The organism is Serratia liquefaciens (assembly GCF_027594825.1).
In the GTDB taxonomy this organism is placed as follows: Bacteria; Pseudomonadota; Gammaproteobacteria; order Enterobacterales; family Enterobacteriaceae; genus Serratia; species Serratia liquefaciens_A.
In genome coordinates this window covers 4,579,631-4,599,291 of sequence record NZ_CP088930.1, presented here as the reverse complement: position 1 = coordinate 4,599,291, position 19,661 = coordinate 4,579,631, and the positions used below count along the sequence as shown (strand labels likewise).

At 56.0% G+C, this 19,661-nt stretch carries 19 protein-coding genes; 8 read left to right on the top strand and 11 right to left on the bottom strand.

Features of this window, described 5'->3' with window-relative positions; all coding sequences use genetic code 11:
- Positions 1-48 precede the first annotated feature (48 nt).
- From LQ945_RS21250 to sanA, 5 genes are all read left to right on the top strand, one after another.
- Positions 49-456: a CidA/LrgA family protein gene (locus LQ945_RS21250; protein WP_044549327.1), complete on the top strand. Its 408-nt coding sequence runs from the start codon at positions 49-51 to the stop codon at positions 454-456.
- Positions 453-1,148: a CidB/LrgB family autolysis modulator gene (locus tag LQ945_RS21245; RefSeq protein WP_044549326.1), complete on the top strand. Its 696-nt coding sequence runs from the start codon at positions 453-455 to the stop codon at positions 1,146-1,148. The genes LQ945_RS21250 and LQ945_RS21245 overlap by 4 nt, the downstream gene beginning before the upstream one ends.
- A 135-nt stretch (positions 1,149-1,283) precedes the next feature.
- On the top strand, positions 1,284-2,168 hold the full coding sequence (cdd, locus tag LQ945_RS21240) for a cytidine deaminase (RefSeq protein ID WP_270101668.1): 885 nt from the start codon (positions 1,284-1,286) through the stop codon (positions 2,166-2,168).
- Between the two features lie 221 nt (positions 2,169-2,389).
- On the top strand, positions 2,390-4,087 hold the full coding sequence (locus LQ945_RS21235) for an NAD-dependent malic enzyme (RefSeq protein ID WP_020825995.1): 1,698 nt from the start codon (positions 2,390-2,392) through the stop codon (positions 4,085-4,087).
- A 168-nt stretch (positions 4,088-4,255) separates the two neighbouring features.
- A complete protein-coding gene (gene sanA, locus LQ945_RS21230) occupies positions 4,256-4,993 on the top strand; it encodes an outer membrane permeability protein SanA (protein ID WP_020825994.1) in 738 nt (245 codons plus the stop codon).
- Positions 4,994-5,223: 230 nt separating this feature from the next.
- Here sanA and mglC read toward each other — a convergent pair whose 3' ends face one another.
- The 7 genes from mglC to LQ945_RS21195 form a co-directional block, all read right to left on the bottom strand.
- Positions 5,224-6,234, bottom strand: a complete 1,011-nt coding sequence (gene mglC, locus LQ945_RS21225; protein WP_270101667.1) for a galactose/methyl galactoside ABC transporter permease MglC — start codon at positions 6,232-6,234, stop codon at positions 5,224-5,226.
- A gap of 11 nt (positions 6,235-6,245) precedes the next feature.
- A complete protein-coding gene (gene mglA / locus LQ945_RS21220) occupies positions 6,246-7,754 on the bottom strand; it encodes a galactose/methyl galactoside ABC transporter ATP-binding protein MglA (protein ID WP_269934020.1) in 1,509 nt (502 codons plus the stop codon).
- 164 nt (positions 7,755-7,918) lie between these two features.
- A complete protein-coding gene (mglB, locus tag LQ945_RS21215) occupies positions 7,919-8,911 on the bottom strand; it encodes a galactose/glucose ABC transporter substrate-binding protein MglB (protein ID WP_044549319.1) in 993 nt (330 codons plus the stop codon).
- A 254-nt stretch (positions 8,912-9,165) separates the two neighbouring features.
- A complete protein-coding gene (galS, locus tag LQ945_RS21210) occupies positions 9,166-10,203 on the bottom strand; it encodes an HTH-type transcriptional regulator GalS (RefSeq protein WP_262240215.1) in 1,038 nt (345 codons plus the stop codon).
- A gap of 129 nt (positions 10,204-10,332) precedes the next feature.
- Positions 10,333-11,514, bottom strand: a complete 1,182-nt coding sequence (gene yeiB / locus LQ945_RS21205; protein ID WP_270101666.1) for a DUF418 domain-containing protein YeiB — start codon at positions 11,512-11,514, stop codon at positions 10,333-10,335.
- Positions 11,515-11,582: 68 nt separating this feature from the next.
- Positions 11,583-12,251 (bottom strand): GTP cyclohydrolase I FolE, encoded by a 669-nt coding sequence (gene folE, locus LQ945_RS21200; RefSeq protein ID WP_041414357.1) that lies wholly within the window; start codon positions 12,249-12,251, stop codon positions 11,583-11,585.
- Positions 12,252-12,498: 247 nt separating this feature from the next.
- On the bottom strand, positions 12,499-13,656 hold the full coding sequence (locus LQ945_RS21195; RefSeq protein ID WP_270101665.1) for a YbfB/YjiJ family MFS transporter: 1,158 nt from the start codon (positions 13,654-13,656) through the stop codon (positions 12,499-12,501).
- 107 nt (positions 13,657-13,763) lie between these two features.
- Here LQ945_RS21195 and ptrR point away from each other — a divergent pair, with 107 nt between their 5' ends.
- From ptrR to fghA, 3 genes are read left to right on the top strand one after another with little or no spacing between them, the layout of a single operon-like run.
- On the top strand, positions 13,764-14,681 hold the full coding sequence (ptrR, locus tag LQ945_RS21190; protein WP_044549310.1) for a putrescine utilization regulator PtrR: 918 nt from the start codon (positions 13,764-13,766) through the stop codon (positions 14,679-14,681).
- A 28-nt stretch (positions 14,682-14,709) separates the two neighbouring features.
- On the top strand, positions 14,710-15,837 hold the full coding sequence (locus LQ945_RS21185; RefSeq protein WP_270103014.1) for an S-(hydroxymethyl)glutathione dehydrogenase/class III alcohol dehydrogenase: 1,128 nt from the start codon (positions 14,710-14,712) through the stop codon (positions 15,835-15,837).
- Between the two features lie 14 nt (positions 15,838-15,851).
- Positions 15,852-16,694 carry an S-formylglutathione hydrolase gene (fghA, locus tag LQ945_RS21180; RefSeq protein WP_044549306.1) on the top strand — a complete coding sequence of 281 codons (843 nt, stop codon included), beginning with the start codon at positions 15,852-15,854 and terminating at the stop codon, positions 16,692-16,694.
- Positions 16,695-16,755: 61 nt separating this feature from the next.
- Here fghA and LQ945_RS21175 read toward each other — a convergent pair whose 3' ends face one another.
- The 4 genes from LQ945_RS21175 to gsiC all read right to left on the bottom strand — a co-directional run bounded on the left by LQ945_RS21175 (position 16,756) and on the right by gsiC (position 19,660).
- Entirely contained in the window at positions 16,756-16,947 is a 192-nt protein-coding gene (locus tag LQ945_RS21175) for a hypothetical protein (RefSeq protein WP_044549305.1), read from the bottom strand.
- A gap of 619 nt (positions 16,948-17,566) precedes the next feature.
- A complete protein-coding gene (locus LQ945_RS21170; RefSeq protein WP_044549302.1) occupies positions 17,567-17,794 on the bottom strand; it encodes a hypothetical protein in 228 nt (75 codons plus the stop codon).
- Between the two features lie 27 nt (positions 17,795-17,821).
- On the bottom strand, positions 17,822-18,730 hold the full coding sequence (gene gsiD / locus LQ945_RS21165; RefSeq protein ID WP_270101664.1) for a glutathione ABC transporter permease GsiD: 909 nt from the start codon (positions 18,728-18,730) through the stop codon (positions 17,822-17,824).
- Positions 18,731-18,739: 9 nt separating this feature from the next.
- Positions 18,740-19,660 carry a glutathione ABC transporter permease GsiC gene (gene gsiC, locus LQ945_RS21160; RefSeq protein WP_262240219.1) on the bottom strand — a complete coding sequence of 307 codons (921 nt, stop codon included), beginning with the start codon at positions 19,658-19,660 and terminating at the stop codon, positions 18,740-18,742.
- Position 19,661: the final 1 nt, after the last annotated feature.

Genomic DNA, 19,661 nt, shown 5'->3' with positions numbered 1-19,661 from the left:
TCACAGTTTAATTGTATGATGAATGCATCGGTTAAACGGGATTAAGTTATGGCCAAGCTACTCACTCTGTGCTGGAAATACCTGAGGGCATTCGCCCTTATCTACCTTTGTCTGTTCGCCGGAAATGCCATCGCGGCTCTGCTGCCGATCGCCATTCCCGGCAGCATTATCGGCATGTTATTGCTCTTCGCCCTGCTCTCCACCCAAATTCTGCCGGCCAAATGGGTCAAACCCGGTTGCCACCTGCTGATCCGCTATATGGTGCTGTTGTTCGTGCCGATCGGCGTGGGCGTGATGAAATACTATGACCAAATTATCGAGCATCTGGGCCCGCTGGTGGTGTCCTGCATCGTCAGCACCCTGATGGTGCTGGTGGTGGTCGGCTATACCTCACATTATTTCCACCGGGAGCGCCGCATCATCGGCAAGCCGGATGCGACGGAGGGCGAAAAATGATCCATGAAATCTGGTGGTCATTACCGCTGACGCTGGCCATCTATTTTGCAGCGCGCAAACTGGCGCAATGGCTGAACATGCCGTTGCTGAACCCACTGCTGGTGTCGATGGCGGTGATCATCCCCCTGCTGTTGCTGACCGGCATTCCTTATGAGCGTTATTTCCAAGGCAGTAAAACCCTCAATGACTTGCTGCAACCGGCGGTGGTAGCGCTGGCTTACCCGCTGTATGAACAACTACATCAGATCCGCGCGCGCTGGAAGTCCATAATCGCCGTCTGCTTTATCGGCAGCCTGACCGCGATGATCAGCGGTGGCGCCATCGCTTTATGGATGGGGGCCACGCCGGAGATTGCCGCCTCCATCATGCCGAAATCGGTCACCACGCCCATCGCCATGGCGGTCGCGGAGTCGCTCGGCGGCATTCCGGCAATCAGCGCCGTTTGCGTGATTTTCGTCGGTATTCTCGGTGCGGTGTTCGGGCATACGCTGTTCAAAATATTGAAAATCACCACCCGATCGGCACGCGGGCTGGCAATGGGGACCGCGTCACATGCGCTGGGCACGGCACGCTGTGCGGAAATGGACTATCAGGAAGGGGCATTTGGTTCACTGGCCCTGGTGATCTGCGGCATCATCACCTCGCTGCTGGCGCCGTTTCTGTTTCCGGTGCTGCTGCACCTGTTTGCTTAAGGCCTAAAACTTGCGATATATCTCGCATTTATGGTTTTCATTGCATTGATTTCATCAATAAAGAGATTTGTATCACACTTTATTCGCGCCGGGCTGCCTAGAATGTTATCCCGTTAACCTGTAGAGAGAGTTTCTATGCACCCGCGTTTTCAAACCGCTTTCGCTGAACTGCCCGCCACATTGCAATCCGCCCTGCTGCCTTATTTTGATGCGCCTGATTTCCCGGCCATGCTCAAGGCGGATCAAGTGGATGCTATCAAGCAGCGCTGCGGGCTGGATGATGATGCTTTGGCATTCGCTCTGCTGCCGCTGGCGGCGGCCTGCTCGTTAGCGCCGATTTCGCAGTTTTATGTCGGCGCCATTGCTCGCGGGCAGAGCGGGGCTCTGTATTTTGGCGCCAATATGGAGTTCAGCGGTGCGCCGATGCAACAAACCATTCATGCGGAACAGTGCGCGGTGACCCACGCCTGGCTGCGTGGTGAATCGGCTCTGGCCTCTATCACCGTTAATTACACCCCTTGCGGCCATTGCCGCCAGTTTATGAATGAACTCAACAGCGGCACCGCGCTGAAAATTCGCCTGCCTGGCCGCGAGCCCGCCACCCTTGGCGACTATCTGCCGGATGCCTTTGGCCCGAAAGACCTGAATATCGCCACGTTGCTGATGGACCGCGTCGATCATGGTTTCCAACTGACGCTGACCGACGAGCTGGAGATGGCTGCGCTGGCTGCCGCCAATCAGAGCCACGCGCCCTACAGCAATGCCCACAGCGGCGTCGCACTGGAAGCCGAAGACGGGAAGGTTTATAGCGGTCGCTATGCGGAAAATGCAGCCTTCAACCCTAGCCTGCCGCCATTGCAGGCCGCACTGATTCTGTTGAACGTCTCCGGCGGCGACTGTCAAAAAGTGGTCCGAGCGGTGCTGGCCGAGCCCGACAGCGCCATCCTCACCCAATGGGATGCGACCCGCGCGACGTTGTCCGCGTTGGGCTGTCAAAATGTCAGCCGTATCACTTTCTAACTCTGCCCCTGGCGGTGCCGCCCGGCACCGCTGTTACCAGCCCCGTCAGCCGATTACAATGGCATTCACGTCTTAAAACACTTTCTTTAGTTAAATTAGGACTTGATCGTCGATAATTACGCCAATTTACCTCATGATCCGATAACAATTGCTGTACATATTTTCCCGATCTTTTAGGATCTACCCCATAAAGTTATCCGATACGTTGAAGAGCAAAAGCCATGGAACTTGAATACGAAAGCAAACGCCCCCTCTACATCCCTTATGCCGGCCCTATTCTGCTGGAATTTCCGCTGCTCAATAAAGGCAGCGCTTTCACCGAGGATGAACGCAGCCATTTCAACCTGCACGGCTTGCTGCCAGAAGCGGTAGAAACCATCGAGGAACAAGCGGAACGTGCCTATCGCCAGTACCAGGATTTCAAAAACGACAGCGATAAGCACATCTATCTGCGCAATATCCAGGACACCAACGAAACCCTGTTCTATCGTCTGCTGGAAGCGCACCTGAGCGAAATGATGCCCATCATCTACACGCCGACGGTGGGCGAGGCCTGTGAGCACTTCTCCGATATTTACCGCCGGGCGCGTGGGCTGTTTATCTCCTACCCTAACCGCGACCGCATTGACGACATGCTGCAAAACGCTACCAAGCAAAACGTCAAGGTGATCGTCGTCACCGACGGTGAGCGTATTCTCGGCCTGGGCGACCAGGGTATCGGCGGCATGGGCATTCCAATCGGTAAACTGTCGCTGTACACCGCCTGCGGCGGCATCAGCCCGGCCTATACCCTGCCGGTAGTGCTGGACGTCGGCACCAACAACCCGCAGCGCCTGAACGATCCGCTGTACATGGGCTGGCGCCATCCGCGTATTTCGGGCGACGAGTACCACGCCTTTGTTGAAGAGTTTATCCAGGCGGTCAAACGCCGCTGGCCGAACGTGCTGCTGCAGTTCGAAGATTTTGCGCAGAACAACGCCACGCCGCTGCTGAACCGCTACCGTGACGAAATCTGCTGCTTCAACGATGACATTCAGGGCACCGCAGCCGTCACGCTGGGCAGCCTGATCGCCGCCAGCCGCGCCGCCGGCAGCCAACTGCGCGATCAGACCGTCACCTTCCTGGGCGCCGGCTCCGCGGGTTGCGGCATTGCCGAGCAAATTATCGCGCAGATGAAATCCGAAGGCCTGAGCGAAGACGAAGCCCGCGCGCGCGTCTTTATGGTCGACCGTTTCGGCCTGCTGACCGACAAACTGCCTAACCTGCTCGATTTCCAGAGCAAGCTGGTGCAAAAGAGCGAGAATCTGACTGCATGGCAGACGGAGAGCGATGCCATTTCCCTGCTGGACGTGGTGCGTAATGCCAAACCAACCATTTTGATCGGCGTTTCGGGTCAGCCTGGCCTGTTTACCGAAGAACTGATCCGCGAAATGCACAAGCACTGCCCGCGCCCGATCGTGATGCCGCTGTCCAACCCAACCTCCCGCGTGGAAGCCCGTCCGGAAGACATCATTAACTGGACCGAGGGTGCGGCACTGGTAGCCACCGGCAGCCCGTTTGCGCCGGTGAGCTACAAAGATCAGGTATTCCCGATTGCCCAGTGCAACAACTCCTATATCTTCCCGGGGATTGGCTTGGGCGTACTGGCCTCCGGCGCCACCCGCGTCACCGACGCGATGCTGATGGCCGCCAGCCGTGCGCTGGCCGACTGTTCGCCGCTGGCGACCGACGGGCATGGTGCACTGCTGCCGAATATCGACGATATTCAGGGCGTGTCCAAGTGTATCGCCATGGAAGTGGGTAAAGCGGCGCAGCTGCAAGGCGTGGCGGTGGTCACCTCCGAAGAAGCGCTGTCGAAAGGTATCGAACACAACTTCTGGCGCCCGCAATACCGCAGCTACAAGCGCACTTCATTCTGATTTGCGCAGTTAAACATCAGGCCCGGCTCGCCGGGCTTTTTTTTATGCTCAAACCGCCTAAAAATGCGGTGCAATGCTTGCTTGATAGGGCTTCAAGCTTGCGTCGGCCTGTCAGGTAAAGTAGCCTTGAGCCATCTTTTTTGGCCCCTGTGCGCGTAAGGCAATAACATGTGGAAACGCCTGATAATCAGCCTGTTCATCATCACTGCGCTGTTGATGCTTTCGGCTCTCGCGCTTGATCGTTGGATCAGCTGGAAAACCGCGCCTTACGTCTATGACGAACTGCAAGGCCTGCCCCATCGCCAGGTCGGCGTGGTACTGGGCACCGCCAAATATTACCGCACCGGCGTGATCAACCAATATTATCGCTACCGCATTCAGGGCGCGATTAACGCCTATAACAGCGGCAAAGTGAAATACCTGCTGCTGAGCGGCGACAATGCCCAACAGAGCTACAACGAGCCGATGACCATGCGCCGCGATTTGATCGCCGCCGGCGTGGCGCCCAGCGATATCGTGCTGGATTATGCCGGTTTCCGTACTCTTGACTCTATCGTACGCACCCGCAAGGTGTTCGACACCAACGACTTTATCATTATCACCCAGCGCTTCCACTGCGAGCGCGCGCTGTTTATCGCGCTGCACATGGGGATCCAGGCTCAGTGCTACGCAGTCCCTTCGCCAAAAGACATGATGACCGTACGGGCACGCGAAATCTTCGCCCGCCTTGGCGCACTGACCGATTTGTACATTCTCAAACGCGAGCCGCGCTTCCTCGGGCCACTGATCCCCATTTCCGCCATGCATACCGTACCGGAAGATGCCCAAGGCTACCCGGCAGTTTCGCCAGAGCAATTGGTCGAGCTGGAACACAAGCTGGCCGCAGAAAAACAGAAGGCCAAATAAGTTTTTCCCACCCTGGAAACAGCAACGGCCAGCATTTGCTGGCCGTCAAATTATTGACAAAGGGGGATAAAAGCGTGGTTTTTCCCCCTTTGTGTTATCAGCCGAAAATCAATAAATTGCTTTTCCTGATCTATTTTCTATAACCTTTAGCACCTGCCGCCAAACATTATATGTTTGTCAGCAGTCTTAACGGCCAGCATTGGCTGGCCGTTTTCATAACTGAGACACAACTATTTTTTCTTGGCGTATTTTAAGGAGTCCAACGCCACGGCGAAGATAATGATGCCGCCCTTGATAATGTACTGCCAGTAAGGGTTAACGCCAATGTAGGTCAGGCCGTAGTTGATAACGGTAAAGATGATGACCCCGGTCACGACCCCCAGCACCGTCCCGACGCCGCCGGCAAAGGACACCCCGCCCACCACGCACGCGGCGATGGCATCCAGTTCATACATAAAGCCCAGGTTGTTGGTGGCGCTGCCGATACGGCCCGCCTCCAGTAAACCGCCGAAGGCGTAGAACACCCCGGACAGCGCATAAATCATGATCAGGTTCAGCGGCACGTTCACGCCGGAAACCTTGGCTGCTTCAGGGTTGCCGCCGATGGCGAAAATATTTTTGCCGAAGCGGGTTTTATTCCACAGGATCCAGACAAAAATAATCGCAATGATGGCGTAGAAGGTGATGTACGACAGCTTAAAGTCGCCAAAACGCAGGAACCCTTGGGCAAAGGTGGAAAACTTGGGATCAAACCCCGCCACTGGCGATGCGCCAACGGAGTCGTAATACAGCGAGTTGATGCCGTAAACGATGATCATGGTGCCCAGAGTGGTAATAAACGGCGTCACATTCAGGTAAGCGATGATCAAACCGTTCACCAGACCGATCACCGCACCCACGGCGCACACCAGCAGGATCACCAGTGGGATCGACCAGGTTTCCATATGCGGAAAGACCTTGTTCACGTTGTCCATCGACTGCAACAGCGTCGCCGCGATCACCGCCGCCAGGCCAACCTGGCGCCCGGCGGACAAGTCGGTCCCCTGGGTCACAATCAGCCCCGCCACGCCCAGTGCAATAATGATACGCACCGAAGACTGGGTCAGGATATTGCTCAGGTTCATTAAACTGAGAAAGGTCGGGTCCTGGATAATAATAATTGCCAGCAGCACCAGCAACACCACGTAAATGCCACCTTCCTTAAAATAGGTGAACAAAGTTTTTTTATTCAGCGAGTTCATAATTCTGATCCTTAAAGGTGCAGGGATGCGAGACGTAAAATTTCATTTTGCGAGGTCTGTTTGGTGTTAACGATGCCCGCAACCTGACCATTACTCATCACCAGTATTCTGTCGGTAATTCCCAAAAGCTCCGGCATTTCAGACGAGACAATAATGATCCCCTTGCCCTTCTTCGCCAGTTCGGTCATCAGCTGATAAATTTCGAATTTGGCGCCTACGTCAATGCCGCGCGTCGGTTCATCCAGCATCAATATTTCCGGCTGAGTCAGCAGCCAACGGCCGATGATCACCTTCTGCTGATTGCCGCCGGACAGCGAACCTATGTGGGTATGATGGCCCGGGGTTTTGACCCGCATAGCGTCGATCACCCACTGGGTATCGCTTTTCATGCGGGCGTTATCCAACAGGCCGATTTTATTTTTGTAGTTGCGAATATTGGAGATCAGCGAGTTGAACCCCACGTCCAGGTAGGCATAAATCCCGGTGGAACGACGTTCTTCGGTGACCAGCGCAAAACCGTGGTTTATCGCCTCATTGGCGCTGTGGTTATTGATGGCCTTACCGTGCAATTTGATGGTGCCCGCGATTTTTTCGCGGATGCCAAACAGGGTTTCGACGATGTCGGTACGTTTGGCCCCCACCAGCCCGGCAATGCCCAGGATCTCCCCCTGATGCAGATCGAAAGAGACGTCGCGAATCGAAGGCTGGCGCAACGACGTCAGGTTCTTCACCTCCAGGATCACCTCACCCGGCGTATTCTGCCGATCGGGGAAGCGCTGGCTGAGCGAACGCCCCACCATCATCGAGATGATCTTGTCCATATCCAGCCCTTCCAACGGCTGGGTGGCGATCCACTGGCCATCACGCAGAATGGTGATTTCGTCGCACAGCTGGAAAATCTCCTCCATCTTGTGCGAGATATAGACGATGCCGCAGCCACGCTCCTTCAGCTTGCGGATAATGGTGAACAGGTGGTTCACCTCTTTTTCCGTCAGCGACGAGGTGGGCTCGTCCATAATGACAATCTTGGCGTCATAGGAGAAAGCCTTGGCGATTTCGATCATCTGCATTTGCGATACCGATAGCGTCCCCACTTTATCCCGCGGGTTAATATCAATATCCAGCTCGTCAAATATCGCCTGGGTATCTTTCAGCATCTTGTCCTGATCGACAAACATGCCTTTGGTCGGGTAGCGCCCCAGCCACATGTTGTCCATCACGGTACGCTGCAAGACCAGGTTTAATTCCTGATGCACCATGGACACGCCGTGTTCCAGCGCCTCTTTAGAGCTTTTGAAATCTATTTCCTGGCCCTGAAAAATAATACTGCCGGCATCTTTTTTATAAATGCCGAACAGGCATTTTAATAATGTCGATTTCCCCGCGCCGTTCTCCCCCATTAATGCATGAATGGAGTGTGGACGAACGCGCAGATTCACATTATCCAATGCCTTGACGCCGGGAAATGATTTACTGATATCGGTCATTTCCAGCAAAAATTCGCGTGGGCTGTCGGCCATAAATACACCTGGCTATGTGACCCGCCGCCTTCCAAACCACCGCCTGATTAGCTGCAGCTTGAAACTCATCGGGTCTGGGCTGTGATTTTAAGAAAAATTACCCCGCCGGCGGCTTTCCTGGTGTTGGCGCTGGGCAGCGCACCGCAGGCGGGGCCGTTCAGAACTTACTTAACAAATTTGGACAAATTGTCTTTATCTACGCCAACGTAAGGAATGCGTACCACTTTATTTTCGATTTTATATTGGGTGCCGTCGGCAGCAGGTTTGCCCGCCGCCAGGTTTTTCGCCAGCTCGAATGTGGCTTTGGCCTGATTGTCAGCGTCGTTCAACACCGTCCCCGCCATCGCGCCGGATTTCACCATCGCCAGAGCCTCTGGCAAGGCATCGACACCGAATACCGGAATGCTGGATTTATTGTGCGCTTTCAGCGCTTCGACCGCGCCCATCGCCATGGCATCGTTATTGGCAATGACCACTTCGATTTTGTTGGCGTTAGGGCCGGACAGCCAGGCATCCATCTTGTCTTTCGCCTGTGCGGTGTCCCACATCGCGGTGTCCATCTGCAATTGCTGAGTTTTGATACCGTCGTCATTCAGCGTTTTCACCACGTAGGTGGTCCGCGCTTCTGCATCCGGATGGCCCGGCTCACCTTTCAGCAACACGTACTGGATCTGACCGTCTTTATTCAAATCCCAGTTCGGGTTGGCCTTCCAGTGCTTCTCGATCAGTTGACCCTGGATCACACCGGACTCTTTGGAGTCGGTGCCCACGTAATAGGCTTTGTCATAGCTGTCCAACGCTTTACGGGAAGGCTCTTTGTTGTAGAACACGATAGGGATATCGTTTGCGCGTGCCTTATCAATCACCACCGGAGCAGCCGCTGGATCCACCAGGTTGATGGCCAACGCTTTAACGCCCTTGGCGATCAGCACGTCGATCTGGTCGTTTTGTTTGGATTGGTCGTTCTGCGAGTCATTCATCAGCAGGGTGACATCCGGAGAGGCCTTGGCGTCTTTCTCGATTGCTTTGCGCACCACCGACATAAAGTTGTCGTCATATTTATAAATCGTGACGCCAATACGGGTATCTGCGTGAGCTGCGGCGCCAAACATCATGGCTGCGGCCGTCGCGGCCAGGGTGAAAACCTTCTTATTCATTGTGTGTCTCCGGTTTATGTAGGGTCTTGCTCGGTATTAGGCCAAGGGTTACCGGCGGTGAATGCACGACCGGGCCTGGCAGTTTCCCTGTCATCCGTGAATCATGTTATTCCTGAAAAATGTGGCGCCAGCGTGAGATAAAACAGCAGCGGCAAGTGCCTTTACGCTGGAAAACGCCTAGAGCATAGACGGCGTGATGTTAATAATCTGTGAATTTTCTCACAGATTGAAAACGGTTACACAAGATTAAATGTTCAGAGAGTGACCGCCGCCTCACTTTGCCAAGGGGCCACAGAATGGCGTCGGACCAGGGTCGGCATAAACAAATGGCGGGCCTGCGGCTCCAGCTTGCCTGCTGCGCCCTGCAAGGCCAGTTCGGTGGCCAGCGTCGCCATGGTGACAATCGGATAACGCACCGTGGTGAGCTTGGGACTGGTGTAGCGGGCGATGGGGATGTCGTCGAACCCCACCAGCGAGAAGTTTTGCGGTATTGTGATACCGTTTTCTTTCAGCACCGCCATCGCCCCGGCGGCCATGGCGTCGTTGTAGGCGAATACCGCACTAAGATGCAGGTTGCGGCCAAGCAGTTCGATCATCGCTTCTTCCCCGCCCTGCAAGTCCGGCGAACCGTAGGCGCGCCAGCTGTCGGGCGTTGCCAGCCCGGCCGCCGCCATCGCCTGCGTATAGCCTTGCTGGCGCAGCGGCCCGTCTTCGATTGGATGGTTCGAGCCCAGATAGCCAATACGCTGGTGGCCCTGCGACAGCAGCAAACGCATCGCCATCTGTGCGCCGCTGACGTTATCGAGTCCGACGCAGCGATGTTCATAGCCGGGTATGATTCTGTTGATCAGCACCATACCCGGCACCTGATCGAGAAAGGCGATCAGCTCGGCATCACATAGAGTTTTGGCATGAACAATCAAGGCGTTGCAGCGCTGGCGGATCAGTACCTCGATGGCGTGGCGCTCTTTATCCGCCTGGTGATAGCTGTTACCGATCAACAGGTATTTGTGGTGCTGCTGCGCCACGGTGTCTACCGCTTTCACCAGCGCGCCGAAGAAGGGATCGGAGACGTCCATCACCACCACCCCAAGGGTATCGCTGCTCTGGGTAGCCAGGGCTTGCGCATTGGCATTGGGCCGATAGCCCAGTTCAGCTACCGCCTTCAACACCTGCTCGCGCGTCTCTTTGCTGGTCAGGGCGCTGTGGTTCAGCACGCGAGAGACGGTCGCCACAGACACGCCCGCACGCTTCGCCACGTCGCGAATGGTGGTTGGGTGAACAGAGGTCATGAAGGATCCTGAGGTCGGGGTAGTTGACAGTGGCGCTATCCTACCCCGTTTGTCATCCTCCCCTGCGTGAATTACGTCACAGGAAAGAAAACGTTTACATACATTTTTTTAACCTACCTGCGCCAGATCTCAATTCACCGCCTTGGGCTCCGCCTTGCCGGTAGCCAGGGCGGTAAGTTTGCGCCACAGCCACTCCACCGGCCCCTGCTCGAAATAGCGCAGCCACAGGTTTGAAAACAACAGGTTAGCCAGCCAGACCAGCGGAACGAAGGCCAACAGCTGCAGGCGGTCAAACTGTTGATACAGGCCGAAGTGGTAGAACAGCGTGGTGCAGATCAGCGTTTGCAGCAGGTAATTGCTCAGCGCCATGCGCCCGACCTGCGTCAACCAGTGCCCAATGCGCAAACGCGACAGCGTCGGCCAAAAACCGTAGCACAGCGCCAGATAGCCCATCGCCTGCAGCGGCGCGCCAAGCTCACGCGGCACCTGCAAGAGAAAACCGCTCCAACGGTAATCCCAGTGCAGATGCCACTGCAACGCCACGGCCGGCAGTTGGATCAGCAATGAAAGCGGTATCAACCATGCCGCCTGACGGCGGTAGTAGCTCGGCGAATAAGTACCGCGCAGCCAGCCGCTGCGCATCAAACCGGCGCCGAACAGCATCAGCCCCGCCAGTTCCCAACCGTATTGCGCGCCAATCGCCAGCAGGCTGGAGGAGAGAAGATCGGTGCGGCTGCGCCAGGCTTCCATACCACCCTCCAGCTTCCAAAACTTCTCATACTGCAGCTCTGCTACGCCGGGTTGCCAGAAACCGCCGGGCTCACCGTGTGAAATGAAGCCCAACAGCAACAACACCCCGACGCCAATCAGGTACAGCACCACGCCGGTTTTCAATAGTTGATAAGTTTCTTTCGCCTCGCGGATCATCCGCCAGCACACCAGTCCAATCAGCCCGTAGGCCAGCAGGATGTCACCGTCCCAAAGGAAAATGGCATGCCCCAGGCCAAACAGCACCAGCCACGACAGCCGTGCGCGTATCCAGCCTTTGCCGCGGCGCAGCAGCATCTGCAGCCCGGCGCCAAACAACAGGGCGAACATTGCCAGGAATTTGGCCTGCGCGAAAATGTCCAGCAGCGCCCAGGTCCAGGCATCACGCGTTGAGGGCAGGCCCAGATAGGCCGGGTTGAGGTAGGCCGCCTTCGGCAGGCCAAAGGCGCTGATATTCAGCAGCAAAATGCCAAGGATGGCGATACCGCGCACGCAGTCCAGCGTGGCGATGCGCGGCAAAGGAGCCGTTGAGCTAGTGTTCATTATTTTATCGCTGTATTCCGCTCATTAAAAAGGCGCCCGCAGGCGCCTGTTACCACTGTGTCAATCCATCACGACTGGTGATGGCGCACCGCACGCAGGAACTCCTGGCGGGTGTTCTGGCTGGACTTGAACAGCCCGCCCAGAGAGGTCGTGGTGGTGGCGCTGGTCGCGTCACGGATACCGCGCGCCTTCACACAATAATGGACCGCATCTATCGATACCGCCACATTATTGGTGCCCAGCAGGGTTTGCAATGCCACCAGGATCTGCTGAGTTAAGCGCTCCTGCACCTGTGGGCGCTGGGAGAAGAACTGCACGATACGGTTGATTTTCGACAGGCCAATCACCGCATCCTTAGGAATGTAGGCAACGGTCGCCTTGCCATCGATGGTGACGAAATGGTGTTCGCAGGTACTGGTCAGCGTGATATCACGCACCGTCACCATTTCATCCACCTTCATCTTGTTTTCAATGACGGTGATTTTCGGGAAGTTGGCGTAGTCCAGGCCGGAGAAAATCTCATCGACATACATTTTGGCGATGCGGTGCGGGGTTTCCGCCAGGCTGTCGTCGGACAGATCGAGATTAAGCAGCTGCATGATTTCGGTCATGTGCTCTTTAATACGACGTTTACGCGTCTCGCGATCCAGCACTTCGCCGCGTAACGGAGTTTCCAGACCGCGCTCTTCGAGCGCTGCGTGAACCAGTGCAGCTTCTTTACTTAATGATGATGTCATTTCTTCTCTCCAACGGACTTGAACTCACCCATCCGGCTGTTTTACCGAGCAGAGGGATGAATTGCATACTCTCCTGACGACAGAAGTTTCCGCAGTTAATAACGTGAACCCAGTCAAGATTTTGCCCCCACTCTAGATGAGAGCGAGGGGATTATCCAGTGATTGTGTTTCATCCGCAGGTGAAATATTCGCATTTAGCACAATCAGGCCGGCTGCGGCTATTCCACGTTTTTTGTACGGAATTTAATCACTGCGCCATCGGTTTTCGCGCCAGTTCGCGGGCCGACGTATTGACCACCAGCAGACCGGCCACAATCAGCGCCGCCACGGCCACATACAATGCCGGTTCCAGCCTGTGGGTCAATGCGGTTGACAACGCCGACAGAGTCGGGCCGACCAGTTGACCAATCGCATAACCGGTGGTCAGCAGTCCCGCCATATAACGGGCATGGTTGGGTGCCAACTCACGGCCATGCTGGATCGACAGCTGCACCACGCTGAGGAAGCCGCCACCGGTCAGCAACGCGCCCAGTGCCAACCCGGCAACCCCCGGCACGATTTCCGCGCTTAACACCCCCAATGCCTGTACCCACAAGGTTATCGCCAGGCGAGTTTGAGTGGTCAGACGGTGACGGGTCATAATGCCGATAGCAATCCCCAACACCGCCGCACCGCCGAAGATCGGCCAGACAAATTGTGCGAACAGGCTGCCGGGAAAACGCGCAGCGGCCATTTGCGACAGAAAAGTCGCCGGCAGGATATAGCCAAAACCCGCCAGGCTATAGCTCCACACCAGGCGCTTCAGCGCCGGGGTCAGCAGCAGCGGCTCAGGTGCCACGTCAGGACGATGCAATTCGCCGGCCTTGGGCAGATTAATGCTGATCGCGCCAATCAATACCAGCGCCAGTACACCGTAGACCTGCCAGGCCTGTGACGCGGTCAACGCCAGGCTGTGGATCCCCACCGCCAGCATGCCGCTGATAAAAATCCCGGCCCCAGGGCCGGCAAATACCGCCGCGCTGAGCGCCGGTCGGCCATAGTGCGCCAACCGCTCGTTGGTCCAGGCCGCCACCAGCACCATCGACCAGCCGCTGGCCCACCCAATGAAGAAACGCACCGCACCGTGCCACCACTCCCCCTGCACCCAGGCGGAAAGCAGCGTCAAGATCACCGCCCCCCACACGCCCAACCACAGCCGACGTTCCACGTGTCGGCTGGCGCGCATGGCGTCATAAGCGCCGCACAGATAGCCCAGATAGTTAATGGCGGCCACCAGCCCGGCGCCGGTCAGGGTGAACTGGTGCTCGGCTATCATCAGCGGCACCTGCGGAGTAAAGGCGAAACGCCCAATCCCCATGGCAACGATCAACGCGATAAAACCGCTCAGGGCAATTCTTAAGGCCATGTAGAGTTATCCATACTGTTAAAAGAAAGTTGCCAGTATCATGCAGCAGTATTACACTCACAAAAACTGAATAATACTCATCAAGTTCATCACGAAAAGAGAAGATAATGGATCTGACCCAGCTCCGCATGTTTTGCAGCGTCGCCGAAACCGGCTCCGTCGCCCGTGCCGCAGAGCAATTGCACCGCGTCCCCTCGAACCTGACCACACGCCTGCGTCAGCTCGAACAGGAACTGGGCACCGATCTGTTTATCCGTGAAAAACAGCGACTACGCCTGTCACCGATGGGCCATAACTTTCTCTGTTATGCCAACCGTATCCTGGCGCTAAGCGAAGAAGCCATGAGCATCACCCATGCCGGTGAGCCGGCGGGGAACTTCGCCATCGGCTCGATGGAAAGCACCGCCGCGACCCGGTTGCCCACCCTGTTGGCGGCGTATCATCAGCGCTTCTCGCAGGTGTCGCTGTCGCTGACCACCGGCACCTCCGGCGAGATCACCGAGCGAGTCCGCGCCGGTACGCTGGCGGCCGCGCTGGTCGACGGGCCGGTGCAGTATGACGAACTCAATGGCTGTATTGCCTTCCCCGAACACATGGTGGTGATTTCCTGTCTCGACCACCTGCCAATCCATAACGCCAAAGATGCCAAGGGCGAAACCCTGTTTGCCTTCCGCGCAAGCTGCTCTTACCGTCTGCGACTGGAGTCCTGGTTCAAGCGCGAAGGCGCGCTACCGGGGCAGATTATGGAGATCCAGTCCTACCACGCCATGCTGGCCTGCGTCGCCAGCGGTGCCGGGCTGGCGATGATCCCGCATTCGGTACTTAGCCTGCTGCCGGGCCATGAACGTGTGAAAGTACACACCCTGCCGGACGACATTGCCCAGACAGCCACCTGGCTACTGTGGCGACGCGACGCCTTTGGCCCGAATGTACGCGCCCTGAAAGAATTAATTATTGAACAGGCAGAAACCGTCACGGTTGAAAATACTGCCCATGACTTACCCGATGCTATCGACATAGCCTGATTTAAAAAATAGACCACTGGAGACTATGATGGAAATGATCAAAACCCGTGCCGCCGTTGCCTGGGGACCGAACCAGCCGCTGAAGATCGAAGAAGTCGATCTGATGCCACCGCAAAAAGGCGAAGTGCTGGTGCGGATCGTCGCCACCGGTGTCTGCCACACCGACGCCTACACCCTGTCCGGCGCCGATCCCGAAGGCGTATTCCCGGCAATCCTCGGCCATGAAGGTGGCGGCGTGGTGGAAGCCATCGGCGAAGGCGTGACCAGCGTGGCGATTGGCGATCACGTGATCCCGCTGTACACCCCGGAATGCGGCGAGTGCAAATTCTGTAAATCCGGCAAAACCAACCTGTGCCAGGCGATCCGCGCCACCCAGGGCAAGGGCCTGATGCCGGACGGCACCACCCGCTTCTTTAAAGACGGCAAGCCTATTTTCCACTACATGGGCACTTCAACCTTCTCCGAATACACCGTGGTACCGGAAATCTCACTGGCCAAAATCAGTAAAGAAGCACCGCTGGAAGAAGTCTGCCTGCTCGGCTGCGGCGTCACCACCGGCATGGGTGCGGTTATCAACACCGCCAAAGTGCAAAAAGGCGATACCGTTGCCATCTTCGGCCTTGGCGGCATCGGCCTGTCGGCCATTATCGGCGCACAGATGGCCGGTGCAGGTCGCATCATCGGCATCGATATCAACACCAGCAAGTTCGATTTGGCACGCAAACTGGGCGCTACCGATCTGATCAACCCGAAAGACTACGATAAGCCGATTCAGGACGTGATCGTTGAACTGACCGACGGCGGCGTTGATTTCTCCTTCGAATGTATCGGCAACGTCAACGTAATGCGTTCAGCGCTGGAATGCTGCCATAAAGGCTGGGGCGAATCCGTGATTATCGGCGTCGCCGGCGCGGGTCAGGAAATCTCTACCCGTCCGTTCCAACTGGTGACCGGTCGCGTCTGGCGCGGTTCTGCCTTTGGTGGGGTGAAAGGCCGTTCGCAACTGCCGGGCATCGTCGATCGTTATATGAACGGCGAATTCGCGCTGAATGACTTTATTACCCACACCATGGGCCTGGAGCAGATTAACGAGGCGTTCGATTTGATGCATGAAGGCAAATCCATTCGTTCCGTTATTCACTTCGACAAAAAATAAGCCAGGAGGCAGAGATGACCTTGTCATTAGAACTTCTCGAAGAGCACCGCATGTTTGGCGGCTGGCAACAGCGTTACCGCCATGCGGCGCAGAGCCTGAATTGCAACATGACTTTCAGCATCTATCTGCCGCCACCGCGCGATGATAACCCGCCGCCGGTGCTGTACTGGCTGTCGGGGCTGACCTGCAATGACGAAAACTTCACGCTGAAGGCCGGTGCGCAGCGTATCGCCGCCGAGCTGGGGCTGGTATTGGTGATGGCCGACACCAGCCCGCGCGGCGACGACGTGCCAAATGATGAAGGCTACGATTTGGGCCAGGGTGCAGGCTTCTATCTGAATGCCACCCAAGCACCGTGGGACAAGCATTTTCGCATGTACGACTACATCAGCGATGAGCTGCCGGCATTGATTAACCAGCATTTCAGCGTCAGCGATCGCCAGTCGATTTTCGGCCATTCCATGGGCGGCCACGGCGCACTGATGATGGCGTTCCGCAATCCGCAGCGCTTCCGGTCGGTATCGGCGTTCGCACCGATCGTCAATCCCTGTCAGGTGCCCTGGGGACGTAAAGCCTTTGCCGCCTATTTGGGCGACGACGAAAGCCAGTGGCTGCAGTATGACAGCTGCCACCTGCTGGCCAACGGCGCGGAAAAAATGCCGGTATTGGTGGATCAAGGTGACGACGATCAGTTCCTGGCGGATCAACTGCAGCCGGCAAAACTGGCCGAGCTGGCACGCCAGCGCGACTGGCCGCTGATCCTGCGCATTCAGCCGGGCTACGATCACAGCTACTTCACCATCGCCAGCTTTATCGAAGACCACCTGCGCTTCCACGCCGAACATCTGTTCCGCTGAACATAAAACCGTAACGGTGCTTGCGATAATCGCTATCGCAAGCACTTATTACGGCGACTGCTTATTCCCGGCCATTAAACCAATAATAAAAATTCTCAACTGAAGTCATTACCGCCTTTACGCCAAAAAAGGCGAAAACCGCCACGGCAATATCCACATAGCTATTATGAGGCTTCATAAGGGCCAGTGAAGAGTATTGAATTAAATCAAATGATATCCATATCCATAAAGCGACATATATAACGTCTTTCATTTGATATTCCATTGATGCGGGAGATATTACCAACGGCACTGACCATTCACACTGTTAGGGCTATTATTTCCCCCCAGGGCATCCTGTCGCACCCCTCTTTGTTGGTTATTATCCGTACAGGATATCGCCGCATTCATTCCCCCCAGAATAGCACCGACCACCATTAAGGCGGGATGACCTGGCCTTCGTATCGCTCCGCTTATTGCACCCAGAATGATTTTACCCCCCACTTGGTTCGCACAGGTATTAGGTGCTCCACCATAGTGACCACGGCCATCTCCCCGTCCTTCATAACCGGAGTCAGCGTTACCGCCAGAAATTAAATCAAGATCATGCGATGTTAACTCACGAATAGCCATATTATTCACTCCATGAACTAAAGTTATTAAATCCTCACAAACACACACCGGGCAACCATGGCGATAATATAACCATGAGAGTGAAGCGCAAACTTTAATTATTAAAAATGTGACGAGAGCAATAGATTAATCATGTATCCCTCGGTTAATTACCGACAATACTAAAACATTCTCTTTAATTAAAAAACTAAAAACTTAGCGTATTAACCTTGAGGTAAATGAATCTTATCCGGTACGTTAGCCTTCTCTCGTGCTAAAAATCATGAAATATTTTCGATGCCGTTATACCAGCGGTAAAAAGCTTGCATCAGGTTACAGACCTTCCAGATACCAAAATACACCAGTAAACCAACAACCACATCCACATAGCTGATATCGGGGTAGGCTACCAGAAGCGACGAATTGCGTACCAGGCTGAGCCCCCCCAGATAGGTGATGATGTAAATCAGCACGCCTGTTTTAATTCCCTTTTTACTCATATTGCTCATAGCCAGCTCCTTTGGACTAAAAAACGGTTATCCCTTCAACTTCGGATCCAACGCATCGCGCAAGCCATCCCCCAGCAGGTTAAACGCCAGCACGGTGATAAATATCGCCAGGCTGGGGAAAATCGCCACGTGCGGTGCAATCACCATATCCGCCCGCGCCTCGTTGAGCATTGCGCCCCATTCCGGCGTTGGCGGCTGGGCACCCAGCCCGAGGAACGACAGGCTGGCGGCGGTGATGATTGAAGTGCCGATGCGCAGGGTAAAATACACCACAATCGACGAAATTGTCCCCGGCAGAATATGCCGCATGATGATGGTCCAGTCTGACGCGCCAATGCTGCGTGCCGACTCGATGTAGGTCAGATGCTTCAACACCAGGGTGTTGCCCCGCACCAACCGGGCAAATGCCGGAATGCTGAAAATAGCCACGGCGATAATCACGTTGGCCATGCCGCTGCCCATAATCGCCACCACGCCGATCGCCAGCAAGATGCCGGGAAAGGCGAACAGCACATCGCAGATACGCATGGTAATGCGATCCCACCAGCCTTCGTAATAGCCCGCCAGCAGCCCCAGCAGCGTACCGATCAGCCCGCCCACCAGCACCGAGAACACCCCGGCGGCCAGCGAAATGCGGGTCCCCATCAGAATGCGACTGAAGATGTCTCGCCCCAGCGAATCCACACCCAGCAAATGCATCAGGGACGGGCCTTCGTTCAGGCGGTCGTAATCAAAGTAATTTTCCGCGTCAAAGGGAACCAGATAGGGTGCCAGCAGCGCAGCAACCACCAACAGCAGCACCAATAGCGCAGCGACCAGCGCCACGCGTTGCTGACGGAATCGCCGCCAGAATTCATGCCACGGCGTTCGCACCGCGTTAGGGTCAATTGTCGGCATCGCCTTCAGTGCGGCGTCGCGTCGCCAATGCTTAATCATGCAGCGCCCTCATTTGTATCGTATTGCCGGGTTAATTGCCGCATACAGCAGGTCCACCAACAGGTTAATCAGAATAAACTCCAGAGAGAACAGCAAGACTTCGGCCTGGATCACCGGATAATCGCGCATCTCCACCGAATCGACCAGCAACCTGCCCAACCCCGGCCAGTTGAAGACCTTCTCCACCACGATCGAGCCGCCGAGCAGGAAGCCAAACTGCAATCCCATCATGGTGACGACCGGGATCATCGCGTTGCGCAGCCCGTGTTTCACCACCACCATGGTTTCACGTACGCCTTTGGCGCGCGCGGTACGCATGTAGTCTTCCTGCAGCACCTCAACAAACGAAGCGCGGGTAAAACGCGCCATCACCGCCGCAACCGCAGCCCCAAGGGTGATGGAAGGCAAAATATAGTGCCGCCAACTGTCGGCGCCCACCGTCGGCAACCAACCGAGATTGACGGAAAACACCTGCATCAGCAGCATACCCAGCGCAAAAGCGGGGAACGAAATCCCGGAGACCGCCAGGGTCATGCCGAGACGATCGGGCCAGCGGTTACGCCACACGGCAGACACCATGCCGATGCCCATACCGAAAATCACCGCCCACAGCATGCTGCTCAGGGTCAGCCACAGGGTCGGTAGAAAGCGCGAGCCGATCTCTTCGCTCACCGGACGCTTGGAAACCATCGAGGTACCGAAATCCCCCTGCAGCGCATTGACAAAAAAGTGCACAAACTGCTGCGGCAGCGGCTTGTCCAGCCCCAGATCCTTACGCACCAGTTGCACTACCGCTTCGTCGGCCTCCGGCCCTGCCGCCAGCCGCGCCGGATCGCCAGGCAGCATATGGACGAACAAAAACACCAACACCGCGACAATCAGCAGCGTCGGGATCAGGCCCAGCAGTCGTTTAAGAAAATAATTAAGCATC